The sequence below is a fragment of the uncultured Photobacterium sp. genome (assembly GCF_947502415.1).
Taxonomy (GTDB): Bacteria; Pseudomonadota; Gammaproteobacteria; order Enterobacterales; family Vibrionaceae; genus Photobacterium.
The window spans coordinates 47,191-63,245 of sequence record NZ_CANMZV010000015.1 but is presented as its reverse complement, the minus strand read 5'-3'; the positions used below and the strand labels follow the sequence as shown (position 1 = coordinate 63,245).

The following is a 16,055-nucleotide window of genomic DNA, read 5'->3' as shown; positions in this document are numbered from 1 at the left end:
CTACTCCACAACCGGTTCACTAAACAGCTGCAGCTCGATCTCGCCATTCTCAGCAAGCTGACGCAATGTTGAAATAAGCTCAGTTCGAGCTTCTTCCACTGCACTCAGGCGTACTCGACCCTTGCCTTCCATCGCCTCACGCAAGTACTGCGCAGCACGCTTCGGCATAGTGCCAAAAATCTTGTCCTGCAGAACTTGATCGCTGCCTTTCAGCGCCGTTGCCAATAGCTCCTGATCGACTTCCTCGACCAGGCGCTCCAACGTATCTTCGGTCTGACGAGACAGGATATCGAAGTTGTACATCTTGCTTTCAAGAGTCGAAACCAGCTCAGGATCGAGCTCTTTAAGACCCAGCATCACCTGCTGGCTCTGATCGCCCTTCAGGCGATTGATGATCTCGCTCGCCTTCTCAGTGCCGTCAACCAGAGTACTGTTCTGCTGACCAACCTGAGCCAGGAACTTCTCAAGCAAGACATGCACCTCGTCAATCATGCTCGGGTGGATCTCTTTTAAGTTAGCCAAGCGGTAAAGCAGATCATCCAGATTCTCGGTTGGCAGGCGCGCCAACAACTGGGTCGCCACCTCAGGTTCCAGATAAGCCAGGAACACCGCTTGCATCTGCGGGTGCTCACCCGAGATCAGCTCAGCCAGCTTGGCTGGCTCAAGCCACTGCAAACGCTGCAAGTTATGCTTGAGCGAGTCGCCATAAATTGAGTCCAGCAAAGGCTGGGACAGCGACTGCCCCAGCGCCTTGTTCAATGTCCGCTCAAGATAGCTGCGTGATGCACCTGAGATGCCCGACTCACTCTTGAAGTCATTAAAGAAACGCTGAAAGACCTGCTCAGCCTGAGTCTTTTTCACCGCAGGAATGTTAGCCATCGCTATCGATAGCTGGCGTACCTGTTCGCGATCAAGCTGTTTAAGCACATTTGCTGCCGCTTCTTCGCCCATACTCAGCAACAGAATCGCAGCTTGTTCTATTTCCGGGTTATTCTCGGTTGTCATCATCTTTAGGTGTAATCCATTGTTTTACAACATGAGCAACTCGCTCTGGCTCTTTCTCTGATAGCATCTGAAGGTAAGATGACTGCGCTTCCAAGCCAGTTTCAGGACTAGGTAGCTCAGGTAATTCTTCGTTAGAAACCACAGAACTCAAGCTTGCAGCTGAATCCTGGGTTGCAACCGCATTAGTCTCTGCCTCTTCTGCAGTGATTTCATCAGCCACCGATGCAGATGTAGGAGCAATGGCCATTGATGCCTCACTCTCTGGCAAGCTGGCCGCTTCAGGTACGGTAAGTGCTGTAGACTTACTTGCACCAGAAAGCTGACGGATAGCCGGACGCACCACAACCAACAGAATGACCATAGCCACCAGTGCCGACAGCAGATAACGCAGGTAATCAAGCCAAATAGGTTGCATCCACCACGATGGTTCATCGGCCAACAGGTCAGCATCAGCATGGCTGAACGGATAGACCACGACACTGAACTTATCGCCACGGGCAATATCAACCCCCATCGAATCCGCCAGCATCTGCTTGATATCATCCAGCTGTGCAGCTGTAAATGTCTCAGGCTGGCCATTCAACAGTACCGATACACTCAGGCGTTTTAGTTGCCCTTGCTGGAACAGTGTGTGCTTCAGAGTACGGTCAACAGCGAAATCCCGAGATGACTCACCACGTTCGTTGCCCTGGTTTTTATCTCCATTCTCTTCACCTTCCTCCGGCGGTCGGTTACTCAGCGCACCGGGGATCCCTTGAGCTGGCTTGCCTATCCGGCGGTCATAACTATTGTATTCATTCTTTACCGTACCATCCGGGGCATAAATTTCCTCGGTTGCCTCGGTGCGGTCAAAATTAATGTCGGCAGCGACTTCCACCTGGAAATTTTCCATCCCGACCAGTGGGCGTAACATACGTGAAGCTCGCTCAATATAGCTGCGCTCTAGCTTCTGGACATATTCCAGGTAGCGGCTGCTATTACGGCCGTGCGTGCCGTCATCATTAATTACAGCTGACAACAGGTTACCTTGCTGATCAATCACGTTGACGCGCTCAGAGCTCATGTCTGGCACACTGCCAGCAACCAGATTGACGATCGCCGTCACCTGTTCAGTGTTCAGGCTCTGCCCCGGGCGCAGCGATACCACGACTGATGCCGATGGCTGCTCTTTTTCCCGGCGGACAAACAGCGTCTGCTTTGGAATTGCCAAATGCACGCGAACATTGCTGATCGGATCGAGTGCCATGATGCTACGTGCCAGTTCGCCTTCCAAGCCATGGCGATAACGGGCATTCTCAATAAACTGGCTGGTCCCCAAACTGGAGTCTTGTGACAAGATCTCCAAGCCAGTCGGCAGCTGAGCCTCAATACCAGCAGCAGCCATTGCCATACGGGCCTGTCCAAGATTATTGCGCTCAACCATGATGGTGCCTTGCTGGGGATCGAGATAGAAATCCATCCCGTTCTGTTCCAGTACCGACAAAACCTGGCCACGATCAAAATTTTCATGCTCGCCGTACAATGGACGATATTGACTATTGCCCTGCCACAAACCAATAACCACCACGACAGTCACCAAGGTCGCAATCACCCCCAGTAACACAATCAGGCGGGCACCGGAAAACAGCTGCCCTATACTTGAAGGGCCAGCCATGCCGGCCAGCCTTTGTTTAATTAATTCTGTCACTTATATAGTCTCTTTACACCGGCATTTTCATGACATCATCATAAGCTGTCATCAGCTTGTTACGTACTTGCACCAGGGCTGCAAACGATAGGCTGGCTTTCTGACTGGCAACCATGGCACCAACCAGGTCATCACTCTTGCCTGTATCGACGGCTGTCATCCTGGCAGAAGCTTCTTTACCCTGCTGATCAACACTACTGATAGCCTGTGAGATAACATCAGTAAAATTAACTGGATTCATCTGATTAACCGTCATTGGATTTGGGGCAATCTGCATTGGCTCCAGCGTATTAATCTGCGCCTGAATCTCATTCATTTGGCTTAGCGGCAATTGCATGCTCATTACTTTATCTTGCATATCTGGTTCTCATGTAATGACGGTTCAGTTATGAATAATTGATATTGGCTGCAGCAAAATCCGTATTTTGCCCAGTTATTATTTTTTCTATATCCAGCCCCTGCTCTCGCATTGTCTGGATTTTGTATCGCAAAGCTCGAGTCGATACACCAAGCTCTTCAGCCGTTTTACTGCGATGGCCATTAAAACGACGTAATGTTTCGATAATGGTGTCAAACTCAGCCAGCTTACGGCTCTTCTGCAAATTCGGCTTGTCATCGCTTTCGGCAGCCGATTGCCTCACCGGCACTGTTTTCGTCTCAACAATAAGCTCAGGTTTGAAGCTTTGTTGCTGCTTCATCGGTAACATCAAATCCTCGCCGCGGATCAAACAGCCTCGACTCATAACCAGCGCTCGCTGAATCACATTTTCCAGTTCCCGCACATTTCCCGGCCAGTCATAGCTGCGCAATGCAAGCTGTGCCTCTTCAGTAAACTCTGTCGTGATCTGGTCGTTTGGCATATGTCTAGCTAGCAAGTGTCGTGCCAGTGGCACGATGTCTTCCCGACGTTCTCTTAGTGTCGCGCAGTACAACGGAAAGACATTCAGGCGGTAATAAAGGTCGGCACGAAAACGGCCTTCAGCAACTTCCTGCTCCAAGTCACGGTTTGTCGCCGCCAATACCCGGATATCCAATTTGATTTTCTGGTGACTGCCAAGACGCTCGACTTCGCGTTCTTGCAATACACGCAATAACTTAGTCTGCAATGACAACGGTAACTCACCAATCTCATCCAGCATCAGGGTACCGCCATTAGCGATCTCCAGCTTACCGGCCTGGGCTGACGTTGCACCGGTAAAAGCGCCTTTGGTGTGACCAAAAAGAATCGACTCAATCATGGTCTCTGGGATAGCCGCACAATTAATTGCAACAAACGGTCCGGCAGCTCTTGGCGATGACTCGTGGATAAAACGTGCCAGCACTTCTTTGCCGGTACCGCTCTCACCGTTAATTAATACTGAAGCATCAGCCTGGGCAACCCGTTGTGCCAGTTGGAACAATTGCTTGCTCTGGTGTGATTCTGTCACGATTGCCTGGCGCTGCTGTTCAGGCTGAAGACGCTGGACAAGCTGGCTCAAGTGCATGTGGCCAAACGGGATCAACAGGTAATCCATCGCACCCTGCTGGAGTGCTCGTGTTACCTGGGCGACATGCTGCAGCTCTGAAACCACAACCACTTCCCCTTTGTAACGAGGCTGTACCAGCTTGATCAGATCTGCGGCTTCCGTCCCGTCCGCCAACCAAGCCGGTACCAACACCAAATCCCAGTGATGTTGTGAAAGAAGGTTAAGACAGTCAGCCAAATCAGCTGTCTGGGTTAACTGGTATCCTTTAGCTTCCCCCTCGGCCAGTACCTGCTCTAAACCAGGGTGGTGGGGGTGAAACATTAAAACTTGCCAACTCTTCTTCATTTACTAACCTGCCGCAGACTTTTTAATTAAACGCACTGTTACCCGTCGATTTTTTTTCCGCCCTAATTCCTGAGCGTTATCGGCGATAGGATAGCGATCGCCATGAGAACGAATTTGGATCATCTTGTGGGGAATACCGAACTCAATCAGCGCTGCCGCCACTTCTTCGGCACGCTCCCGAGACATTCTCAGTTTCACACCAGTACGGCCACGGTTATCTGAGTGGCCATCAATCAATACCTTACTTATCGAAGCCGTTTCCTTTATATACTCCGAGATACCGCGCAGTGCCCGAAGGCTTTCTCTAGAAACACTGGTCGAGCCCGATACGAAATAAAACTCGCTGTTCCTGACTTGCTGATAGTTAACAGGCAGCAGGTTATTACGGCATTTTAAAAATTCTTCTGCAGGTTGCAGGAAATTAATATTGGATAAAACGACACCGTCAGTTATTTGACGCTCATCTTTTAAAAGGACTTTGATCCAGGTTCCATTTTTTAATTTATCGAAAACTGAACCAGCCTGATGAATAACTAACTCACCAGTGATCGGCGAAAAATCAATCATTCCAATATCATAAATAGGTTTTTCCGATCCGGTAGCCCAAACCGGTGATATTTCATAAATCGAACGATATGCAACTTGTTTTTTCAGCTCATTCGATTTAATTTCTAGCCGTGTTTCTTCACCTGCCTCGGCAATAATTTCAGCTATACCAAAAGTTTCTATTTCGTGAGAAATAGAGCACATTGTTTTATTACCATTATATGTCCACTGACTATTATCCAAGGCCGATATTCTTGTCTTTTCTTGGCTATAACCTTGAGTAGAAGCCAGTAACATCAATAAGGTAGCAACGCTTCGTCTAACCATCACAGAGCCTAAATAACCGTTATAAATGTTTCGTGGTAAAGAGGGGCAAAACTACCCCGGCCGCTGGGTGTACCATCGACAAAATCAATTGATTTTTGGCTATTCTAATATTTGACTATTGCAAACACTTTAAGCCACAGAGAAAAACAATAAGAAAACAACACCTTAAAATCCATCACACCAGCAGAATTTTCCTTATATATAGGAGGGTTTTGCTTTCTGTTGATGTTTGGGCGTCAAATTTATTTATTATTATGGTGAATGAGAAAACATTCGAGTTTATCTGTCAACTGTCAATAAAATGAACACAGACAGAATAACGCACGGTAATATTTTGACGTATGCATCAAACAATATATTTGTTTGACAAACCTATTACTCAAACGGTAGTCTCCCGCGCTTAACAGACACTGTAATTAATGTGCCCGACAAAGTATATCGGAAAAATAATTTGACAGGTAACAAAAATCACGGAAATATTGGGTTTACATCTGCTCAAGAAAAGAACAGATTGACCAATAACCACCCTTTTGTTAACATTCTTACATGTACTGCAAAAAACCGTTAATAATTAACGATGTGTTTATTGTGACGTTAATTCCAATATTTATATCAACGTCGTTTTATTAAAATAAATAGTCGCTTAATCGAACTATAATAAATAGTCGTTTTAGCGAACTAATAATAATATTAAAAACGATATTTAAACTTTAATTATCATATTCAACGTAATTTATACATTTCACGTAAATTCATTGGTTGCCATAGGTTATGACGAAAAAGAGCAAAATTATCTCAGAACTTGACCAGGTTGAAGTTCGAGCTTTTGATCTCGCGAGCCCAGAACACCGTATTGGCGCCCTGCAAGCCATTATTGATAATGTCTGCAAGCAATTCGAAAGATCGGCGCGCCAATCTTTCCATCATTTGTTGCGTCACCCCGTTGAATTCCGCTTCGAGCAACAAGACACACTCAAGCTGCAGGATTATTTGCAGCAATTGAAGAAGCCAAGCCTATATCGGGAATTTACTGTCAGCCCCCACGATTTGCATGGTGCCGTCTCTATTGATGGCGACTTGCTGTTCTTTATGGTGGATTTATTCTTTGGCGGCAGCGGTAGTAACAAACGCCGCCACAGTGATATGAGTGATACAGAACTGCGTCTAGTCGAGCTGTTCTTCAATCAGGCACTGGAACAATTTGCCGGCGGCTGGCACAGCATCACCAGCTGGCACAGCACACTGACAGAGAAAAACACCCTGCGCCTTGGCAACCCAATGCAGAACAACCAGCTGTACCAGGTTTGTCGCTTCACGATTGAAGTCTGCGGTCATCAGGGCTGGTTTGATATTGCGCTGCCTTTTGGCGGTCTGGATTTTTTGCGCGATCAGCAATGCAAACCTGCTGATGTCGAAGCCGACCCTGAACTTCAGGCGAAAATTCAGGAGAAACTGTGTCATGTCCCGATGCACCTAATGACCACGCTATGTGAGAAACGTCTGGCGCTGGGTGAAGTAATGGATTTGAAACCTGGTGATGTTATTCCTGTAGAGCTTCCGGGCGAAGTAACCGTCCGCGCAGGTAAAACATCCCTTTTCAAGGCCCGCATTGCGGAAAACAACTCAAGCCTTGTACTGCAAGTTCAAGATGTTATTAAACAGTAACAGGAACCACCATGTCTGAACAAACCAATGATCTGAATATTGACCTTGATGAACTGGACCTCGGCAGTCTAAGCCAGGAGCCGATGCATGGCTCACAGTCCACGGCACCGCAGGACATGTCGTTTATCCGCAATATTCCGGTTAACCTGACCCTTGAGGTTGCCAGTACCGAACTGATGGTTGGCGATTTAATGAATGTCTCTCTGGGTACCGTTATCGAACTGGACAAACTGAGCGGTGAAGCGATGGATGTTAAAGTGAACGGTACTCTGCTGGGCCATGCTGAAGTGGTTATCGTCAACAACAAATACGGACTGCGTCTGGTTAATGTTGTTGATGACAACGATATGCTAAAAGGGCTGACCAAGTAATGCGTCGACTCTGGGTAATACTGGTATGCCTGCTGCTTAGCTCTCCGGCGCTAGCGCAGGATCTGTCGCTGCTGACTATCAACGGTCCTGACGGACCGGAAGAATACAGCGTCAAACTGCAAATCTTCCTGCTGATGACCGCCCTGGCATTTTTGCCGGCAATGCTGCTGATGGTTACCAGCTTTACCCGGATCATCATCGTATTGGGCATCCTTCGACAAGCTATGGGTCTGCAGCAGAGCCCACCTAATCGGGTACTAATCGGTATCGCCCTGACCCTGTCGCTGTTTATCATGCGGCCGGTACTCTATGATGTCTACGACAACGCCGTGGTTCCCTACCAAAATGGAACCATGGGCATGGTTGAGGCACTGAGTACAGCTGAAAAACCTTTGCGCCACTTTATGCTTCAGCAGACCCGGGAAACGGATCTGGAGCAAATCCTGCGCATTGCCAATGAGCCGGCACCGAATAACATGGAAGAGCTCGATTTCCTGATTGTGATGCCAGCCTTCATTCTCAGCGAGCTGAAAACCGCGTTTCAAATCGGCTTTATGCTGTTTATCCCGTTTTTAATCATCGATATTGTGGTCGCCAGTGTCTTAATGGCGATGGGTATGATGATGCTGTCACCCTTGATTATTTCGCTGCCGTTCAAGCTAATGATTTTTGTCATGGTGGATGGCTGGTCTATGACCGTTGGTACACTTAGCGCAAGTTTCGGATAGATTATGGGAACAGAATTTCTCGCTACATTTTTCGGCGAGGCATTAATGATCATCGTCAGCATGGTCTGTGTGATGATCATCCCCAGCCTGATTATCGGCCTGCTTGTCAGTATTTTTCAGGCTGCGACCCAGATCAACGAGCAAACGCTCAGTTTCCTGCCGCGCCTGCTGATGACACTGGCAATGCTAGGCTTTGCCGGCCCATGGCTGCTGCGCACTCTGGGCGACCTGTTCAACCGCTTATTCCTCAACATCCCGCACCTGATTGGCTGATGCAATGTTAGACATTACAGCCGCTCAGCTAACCGCATGGCTTGGACAGATCTGGTGGCCGTTCTTCCGCCTCAGTGCCGCAATGATGCTAATGCCGATTTTCGGTGGCAACGGCGTCCCGGTACGTGTACGTGTTGGCCTTGCTTTCATGCTGAGTATGCTTGCTGCACCGCTAATGCCGGCAATGCCCAGTGTCGACCCGTTATCACTGGATGCACTACTGCTGGCTGGCCAGCAAATGATCATCGGTGGCCTGATGGGGCTGATGCTGGAACTGCTGTTTGCCGTCTTTACCACCATGGGCCAGATCCTGTCGATGCAGATGGGTCTGGGTATGGCGATGATGAACGACCCAATCAACGGCGTCAGCATCCCGGCGCTGGGTAAATACTACCAGGTCTATACGTTGTTGCTGTTTCTGGCCCTCGATGGCCACCTGGTAGCACTGGATATTTTAGTTCGCAGTTTTGAAGTATGGCCGGTAGGCGAAATGCCGAGCCAGGATGCACTGTACAGCGTCATCATGCGCTTTGGCTGGATGATTGCCGCCTCCCTGTTACTGGCCCTGCCCGCTGTCTGTGCCATGCTGCTGGTCAATGGCGCGTTCGGCATGATGAACCGAGCGGCACCACAGCTTAACGTTTTTGCACTCGGCTTTCCGATGACCATGATGCTCGGCCTGATCTGCCTGCTGATCACCACATCAAGTATTCCGGAGAACTTCACCCGTCTTTGTAGTGAAACCCTGCAGATGATGGCTAACATGGAGGCGCGCTGATGAGTGACAACAGCAGTCAGGACAAAACGGAACAACCCAGTCAGCAGAAACTGCGCAAAGCCCGGGAAGACGGTAACCTGCCCCGCTCAAAAGAGCTGGTCACGGCCCTGATGACGGTCGGCGCCGCCCTGTTACTAACCGCTTTTTCCAGCTCCATGGCCGAAATGTTCAAGGTGATCACCAACCTCAATATGGTATTACCGAAAGAAGCCGCCTTTGAAACGGAATATATGTTCAAGCACCTGTCTCAAAGCCTGACGACCATGGTGAAGGCCATCGGCCCAATGCTAGGACTACTGATGTTTATCACTGTCCTGGCCAATATTATCCGGGGTGGATGGAATATCTCCGGTAAAGCAGCACAGCCTAAATTCTCTAAGCTCAACCCGATCTCGGGGATAAAGCGGATGTTCTCAACCAAATCGGTGGCCGAGCTAATAAAAAGTATTCTTAAAGTTACGCTGATCAGTGCGACCCTTTACTGGCTGCTCAACAGCCACCTGACACAAATAGTGATGCTCCAGCGTATGCCGCTAACGGAAGCAATCTTACAAACCGTTGACCTCCTATGGCTGGGGCTGTTCAGCTTCGGGCTAGCCCTGTTGCTAATAGCCGTATGCGAGATGCCTTATGCCGGCTGGGAATATACCAAACAGCTGAAAATGACTAAGCAGGAGGTCAAGGATGAACACAAGAACAGCGAAGGTAAACCGGAAGTTAAAGCTAAAATCCGTCAGCTACAGCGCCAGATGTCGCAGAGACAGATGATGAAAACCGTACCGCAGGCCGATGTCGTTATCACTAACCCGACTCACTACGCCATCGCCCTGAAATACGATCTGGATAAAGCCAATGCGCCTTTTGTCCTAGCCAAAGGGGTGGATCAGACAGCACTGCAAATGCAGCAGATTGCTCGCAAGCATAATTGTCCGGTGGTCGAAATCCCACCCCTTACCCGTGCAGTGTATTACTCCACGAACGAATGGCAGGAAATTCCGGCCCCGTTATATATCGCTGTCGCCCACGTACTAACTTTTGTATTCCAGATGGAACAATACAAGCAGGGACGTCAGTCCCATGAACCTGAATTCCCACAAGTCACGATTCCGAAAGAATTACGTCGATAACAGGAACTGAGCTGAAATGAAACAAAAACTCACCCCGTTACTGCAGCTACTCGCCAAGGGACAATTAGGGATCCCGCTGCTCCTGATGACGATACTGGCGATGGTGATCCTGCCTATCCCACCATTGGTGCTGGATATGCTATTCACCTTCAACATCGTCCTGGCACTACTGGTAATGCTGGTCAGTGTCTACAGCAAGCGCCCGCTCGATTTCTCGGTTTTCCCTAGTATCCTCCTGGTCGCAACCTTGCTGCGCCTTGCATTGAACGTAGCGTCAACCCGGGTAGTATTGCTCAACGGCCATGACGGTGGCGCGGCCGCCGGTAAAGTTATCGAAGCCTTCGGTGACGTCGTGATCGGCGGCAACTATGTCGTTGGTATGGTAGTGTTCGTGATCCTGATGATCATTAACTTCGTCGTGGTCACAAAAGGTGGCGAGCGTATCTCGGAAGTAAGCGCCCGCTTCACCTTGGATGCGATGCCTGGTAAACAGATGGCGATCGATGCCGACCTGAACGCCGGTATTATCGACCACATCCAGGCCAAGACCCGCCGTGAAGACGTTGCCCAGGAAGCCGATTTCTACGGTTCAATGGACGGTGCTTCGAAGTTCGTCCGCGGTGATGCCATTGCAGGGATGCTGATCCTGTTTATTAACATCATCGGTGGTATCAGCATCGGTGTGTTCCAGCACGGCCTGTCGTTTTCCGACGCCTTTCAGACCTTCGCCCTGCTAACCATCGGTGACGGTCTGGTTGCCCAGATCCCGTCACTACTATTGGCTACCGCCGCTGCAATCATCGTTACCCGTGTAGCTGACAGCGACGACTTGTCCAAGCAGGTCAGCAAACAGATGCTGGCATCGCCAACCGCTTTGTTCGTCGTTTCCGGCATCATGCTGATCCTGGGTCTAATCCCGGGTATGCCTCACATGGCCTTCCTGTGCTTTTCCGCTTTAATCGGCCTGACCGCCTGGCGAATGCGCTCTTACGAAGCGCCGACCAAGCACGAAGATCTTGAGCGGGCAGAGCAGATTGTCGAACAGCACGAACAACCTGAAAACAAAGAGCTGGTTACCGGTGATATTCCCATTGTTCATGCCATGAGCCTGAACGTCGGCTTCCGCCTGGTCAACCTAATCGACCGTCGCCAAGGCGCCGAGCTGCTCAATCGCCTGGTCGGTATTCGCAAGACCCTGACCGAACAGCGAGGTTTTGTGATCCCGCAAATTCATGTCAAAGATGATCTGGGCCTTGAAGCGAGCCAATACCAAATCCTGGTCAGAGGGGCGAAAATCATTCAGGCGGATCTTGAAATGGATCACTTGATGGCGATCAACCCGGGTCAGGTTTACGGCAATGTCGACGGTATCCTGACTAAAGATCCGGCCTACGGAATGGAAGCTGTCTGGATTGCACCGTCAGACAAAGACAAAGCCGTGAACCTCGGCTATACCGTGGTTGACCATGCGACAATTATTTCGACCCATGTCAGCAAAGTGGTCAACGATCATATCGATGACATTCTGAGTCCGGAAGAAGTCTCTGGCGTCATTGACCGCCTGGCAAGCATCAATGCCAAACTGGCTGAAGACCTGCAAAAGAAGCTCACGCCGCAGCAGCTGCTGCGAGTATTCCGCCAGCTAACGATTGACGGCGTATCCCTGTCGGATATCGTCACGATTGCCAACTCCCTGGTAGAATCGGCGGAGTTGTCACAGGATCCGATCCTGCTGGCTGCCGACGTACGTTGTGTGCTGCGCCGAGTACTACTGGGCAACCTGATCGGCATGCGTGCCGATGTCCCGGCCGTCACCTTGTCGAATGAACTGGAGAATGTGTTGCTGGGAGCCCTCAGCCAGGCTCAGTCCGGCGGCCATGTCCAACTGGACGGCTTTGCATTAGAGCCGACAGTAATCGAAAAACTGCAGCGAACCCTGCCGGAAGTACTCGATAATATGCGCCTGCACGGCCATACCCCGATCCTGCTGGTACTGCCGCAATTACGCCCGCTACTGGCACGTTATGCCCGTGTTTGTGCTCGCGGCCTGCATGTGCTGTCGTTCAATGAGATCCCGGATGATAAGAGTGTCTCCGTGGTTGGCAATATGGGCTAATCCCCCCACCCCGCACTAAAAAGTCTCCTTTACAACAGCGCCGACAGTTATGTCGGCGCTGTTTTTTACTCTTTGCTAACCAGCAGCAGGCACCTGCTGATTAAGTAACGCCCTTAGTTTAAGCGGCTTCACGGGCTTACTGACAAACCTAAAACCATGGGCTTTTACAGCCAACTGCGTTTCTTCGGTACGGTCAGCGCTGATCACTACCCCTTTGAAAGTTTTACCTAGTCGCAAGCTACACTGCAGCAAAACCTGCAACCCCGTTTCGTTATTAGCCAAGTGGTAGTCACTCAACACAAAATCAGGCAACCAACCATCATCAAGCTGCTGCATCGCACCCGCAACCGTTTCAGCCAACCGGACTTCACACCCCCAACGAGCCAGCAGGTTTTCCATTCCCAACAAAATATCCGGCTCATTATCGACACATAGCACATTGAGCCCAGCCAGCGGTGCCACCTTAGCTGTTACCGGCTTCTGGTGACGTTTTTCCTGGGACTGAGCCATTTGCTCAGCCAGAACACCGCGCCGGACACTCAGGGCAAAGACCGTCCCTTTCCCCGGCCAGGAGCGCAGCGACAACGAATGATCGAGCACCCGACTGATCCCACGGGCAATTGCCAGCCCAAGTCCGAGACCATGATCGCCCCTTGTGTGCTCTATCCGGGTGAATTCATCAAAAATATGGGCTTGTTTCTCTTTCGGGATCCCCGGCCCGTCATCCCAAACCTCGACCAGCAATTGCCCCGACTTTCTGCGTACCCCCAGCAGCACCTTGCCATTCGGGTTATAACGAAAAGCATTAGTAAGGAAATTCTGCAGGGCCCGACGGAGCAACTTGGGATCAGAAATAACCACGGCATCGCTATTAACCACCTCGAAGGTGATCCCCTGCTGACAGGCCAGTGCGCCGAATTCCACTTTCAAAGTATCAAGCACCTCACTGACCGGGAACGGATTAACATGAACCTGCAACTTACCAGACTCCAACCGTGAGACATCAAGCAAATCACCGATCAAATCTTCCGCCGCCCCCAGCGCACTTTCGATATGGTGAGCCAACTTCATTGTTTCTGCTTCTTTTGCGACTTCAGCCAGCGAAGAAGAGAACAACCGAGCAGCATTGAGTGGCTGCATCAAATCATGGCTTACCGCCGCTAAAAAACGTCCTTTCGAGTGAGCCTGTTGCTCCGCCTGCTGGGTAGCCGATACCAACTGACGGTTCAGTGACTCCAGCTCCCGGGTTCGTAACCGGACCCGCTCCTCAAGGTGCTCATTCGCTTCTTTTAGCGCCTGCTCGGCCTGACGGAACGCGGTAATATCCGTAAAACTCATCACAAATCCGCCGCCCGGCATCGGGTTGCCTTGTACCTCGATAACCAGGCCATCCGGCCGGGTCCGGGCCGATGTATGAGCAGTACCACGCTTCAAGTGTGCAACCCGCTTAACCACATGGGCTTCAATATCTCCCGGACCACACAGCCCCTGCAGGGCATTATGGCGGATCACATCGGCAATAGGCCTGCCGACCTGAATCAGTCCCGGCGGGAAAGAAAACATCTCCAGATAACGCTGGTTCCAGGCCACCAGCCGAAGCTGTTTATCAACGACGGTGATCCCCTGGCTGATATGCTCAATCGCCCCTTGTAACAGGCCACGGCTAAAATCAAACAGTTCAGATGCCTCATCAACAATGGTCGCAACTTCTTCGAGCTGCATGTTGCGCCCCTGTAAGGCAGAAGTCAGCACCAGCCTGGCCGAAGATGCACCAAAAACCCCGGCCAGTACCCGTTCGGTATGACGGATCAATGCCGCCGATGCCTGCATCTGAGGCATAACTGCTTCCTGGTGCTGTTCGGCATACTGACGGAAGGCATGACGTACTCGCTTGCGTCCGACAAAACGGGCTGCCAACATTTCCAGCTCAGCAATTGTGACCCGAGTCTGGTAAAGGCTGCCATCTTCAGTTTCTGGTAAAGGAGCATCGACAAACGTTGCAGCCTGCAAACGCTCACTAAGTGAAGAGCGGGTTGCCAGCGATACAAGTACATATAGGAACAGGTTAACAACCAGGCTCAGCAACATTCCCCAGTCAACTGAAGACAGATCATGGAGTAACGGCCACTGCGGCGGAGCCAGCAACCACAGCAACAAATTATTATCCGCTGAACCGGCCAGCATATTAGTCTGGCCCATCATGGTGATCACCCATATTGCCGAGCCCCCTAACAGACTGGCAAGCACTCCGTTACGATTACCTTCACGCCAGTAGATCCCCCCAAGCAGCGGTGGGGCAAACTGGGCAATCGCTGCGAACGATAACAATCCGATAGCCGATAACGACTGAATTTCATCAAGAGCCTGGTGAAAACCCCAAGCCGCCAGCAGCAACAGCAGAATCAACGCCCGCCGGACATTGAGCAGCAAACCAGAAAACGCGCTAAAGGCCCGGCCTGATACTCGCAGCCGCCGCAGCAATAAAGGCAACACCAGATCGTTGGAAGCCATAATAGCCAGTGCTATGGTCGAGACAATGACCATCCCGCTGGCTGCCGATGTCCCGCCGAGAAAAGCCAACAGGGCAATACTGTCAGCCCCTTGCTGCAAAGGCAGGCTTATCACATAGGTATCGGCTGCTATTCGGGGCAGCAATGCTTGACCTGCCAATGCCAATGGCACAACAAACAAGCCCATCAACATCAAATAGAGCGGAAACACCCGGCGGGCCACATGCAGATCCTGAGCCCGGCTATTTTCCACCACGGTAGTATGGAACTGACGCGGCAGGCAGATAATTGCGGCCATAGTCAGGATTGTATGGATCAGTAAGCTACCGACATGAGGAGTATGAGGCAGCAGGTAGGCCTGCTTAAGTACCTGGAGATCCGGCAGCTCAAACAAGAGACCGCACGCAAAAAAGCCGACAATAAGAAAAACGGCCAGTTTAACCAGCGACTCAAACGCCACCGCCATCATCATTCCGCGATGGTGTTCGGTGATATCAATATGCCGGGTACCAAACAAAATGGTAAAAGCTGCCAGCGCCAGGGTAACCAGCCAGGCAATATCGCTATCATCAAGCCCACTGGGCTGACCTAAATCCGGGGCGACCAGCTCCAGTCCCATGGTAATCCCCCGCAGCTGAAGGGCGATATAAGGCAATATGCCGATCACAGCAATGACAGTTACCAACACTGCCAACCCTTGCGATTTGCCATAACGGGCCGCGATAAAATCGGCTATCGAGGTAATGTGTTCCCGCTTGGCGATCAGGATCAACCGCGCCAGAATGCGCCAGCCAACAGTAAACACCAAAATCGGAGCAAGATAGATAGGTAAGAAGGACCAAACATTCTGGCTGGCCTGTCCGACCGTGCCATAAAAGGTCCATGATGTGCAGTAAACTGCAACTGAAAGACTATAAATCCACGGCCGCAGACCTGCCATCCACTGCTGTTTCTTATCGCCATACCAGGCAATCAGAAACAGCAGCCCCAGATAGGCAAACGAGACCGGCACGACAATCCATCCCTGTGCCATGATACTTCCCTGAAAAATTAAGAGTGAGTAATACCAAAAACCAATTATCTGATTAATTTACTCTGGTATTGCCATGGT

At 50.5% G+C, this 16,055-nt stretch carries 13 protein-coding genes; 7 read left to right on the top strand and 6 right to left on the bottom strand.

The genetic code is table 11. The features are described 5' to 3' along the window. The 5 genes from fliG to Q0852_RS15830 are packed head-to-tail and all read right to left on the bottom strand — an operon-like array spanning position 1 to position 5,346. Positions 1-1,008: a flagellar motor switch protein FliG gene (fliG, locus tag Q0852_RS15850; protein WP_299019576.1), complete on the bottom strand. Its 1,008-nt coding sequence runs from the start codon at positions 1,006-1,008 to the stop codon at positions 1-3. Then, a complete protein-coding gene (gene fliF, locus Q0852_RS15845; protein ID WP_299019574.1) occupies positions 989-2,692 on the bottom strand; it encodes a flagellar basal-body MS-ring/collar protein FliF in 1,704 nt (567 codons plus the stop codon). Before fliF ends, fliG begins: the two co-directional genes overlap by 20 nt. Before the next feature lie 13 nt (positions 2,693-2,705). Continuing rightward, positions 2,706-3,050, bottom strand: coding sequence for a flagellar hook-basal body complex protein FliE (fliE, locus tag Q0852_RS15840; protein WP_299019572.1), 345 nt, complete (start codon positions 3,048-3,050; stop codon positions 2,706-2,708). 28 nt (positions 3,051-3,078) lie between these two features. Further along, the gene (locus tag Q0852_RS15835) at positions 3,079-4,503 is read right to left on the bottom strand and encodes a sigma-54 dependent transcriptional regulator (RefSeq protein ID WP_299019570.1); all 1,425 of its coding nucleotides are present in this window, start codon (positions 4,501-4,503) and stop codon (positions 3,079-3,081) included. 3 nt (positions 4,504-4,506) lie between these two features. After that, a complete protein-coding gene (locus Q0852_RS15830; RefSeq protein ID WP_299019568.1) occupies positions 4,507-5,346 on the bottom strand; it encodes an OmpA family protein in 840 nt (279 codons plus the stop codon). 801 nt (positions 5,347-6,147) lie between these two features. Between Q0852_RS15830 and Q0852_RS15825 the strand changes: the two genes are divergently transcribed. The 7 genes from Q0852_RS15825 to flhA are packed head-to-tail and all read left to right on the top strand — an operon-like array spanning position 6,148 to position 12,434. Then, the gene (locus Q0852_RS15825; protein WP_299019565.1) at positions 6,148-7,041 is read left to right on the top strand and encodes a flagellar motor switch protein FliM; all 894 of its coding nucleotides are present in this window, start codon (positions 6,148-6,150) and stop codon (positions 7,039-7,041) included. Positions 7,042-7,052: 11 nt separating this feature from the next. After that, the gene (gene fliN, locus Q0852_RS15820) at positions 7,053-7,412 is read left to right on the top strand and encodes a flagellar motor switch protein FliN (protein WP_299019563.1); all 360 of its coding nucleotides are present in this window, start codon (positions 7,053-7,055) and stop codon (positions 7,410-7,412) included. Then, positions 7,412-8,140: a flagellar type III secretion system pore protein FliP gene (gene fliP / locus Q0852_RS15815; RefSeq protein WP_299019561.1), complete on the top strand. Its 729-nt coding sequence runs from the start codon at positions 7,412-7,414 to the stop codon at positions 8,138-8,140. The genes fliN and fliP overlap by 1 nt, the downstream gene beginning before the upstream one ends. A gap of 3 nt (positions 8,141-8,143) precedes the next feature. Further along, entirely contained in the window at positions 8,144-8,413 is a 270-nt protein-coding gene (locus tag Q0852_RS15810) for a flagellar biosynthetic protein FliQ (RefSeq protein WP_007462886.1), read from the top strand. Positions 8,414-8,417: 4 nt separating this feature from the next. Continuing rightward, complete coding sequence (gene fliR / locus Q0852_RS15805) at positions 8,418-9,191, top strand: flagellar biosynthetic protein FliR (protein ID WP_299019557.1); 774 nt, start codon at positions 8,418-8,420, stop codon at positions 9,189-9,191. Beyond that, entirely contained in the window at positions 9,191-10,318 is a 1,128-nt protein-coding gene (gene flhB / locus Q0852_RS15800; protein WP_299019554.1) for a flagellar biosynthesis protein FlhB, read from the top strand. Before fliR ends, flhB begins: the two co-directional genes overlap by 1 nt. A 16-nt stretch (positions 10,319-10,334) precedes the next feature. Then, positions 10,335-12,434 carry a flagellar biosynthesis protein FlhA gene (flhA, locus tag Q0852_RS15795; protein ID WP_299019552.1) on the top strand — a complete coding sequence of 700 codons (2,100 nt, stop codon included), beginning with the start codon at positions 10,335-10,337 and terminating at the stop codon, positions 12,432-12,434. 75 nt (positions 12,435-12,509) lie between these two features. On the opposite strand, the gene Q0852_RS15790 is transcribed toward flhA, so the two are convergent. Then, positions 12,510-15,977, bottom strand: a complete 3,468-nt coding sequence (locus Q0852_RS15790) for a PAS domain-containing hybrid sensor histidine kinase/response regulator (protein ID WP_299019550.1) — start codon at positions 15,975-15,977, stop codon at positions 12,510-12,512. Between the last annotated feature and the right edge of the window lie 78 nt (positions 15,978-16,055).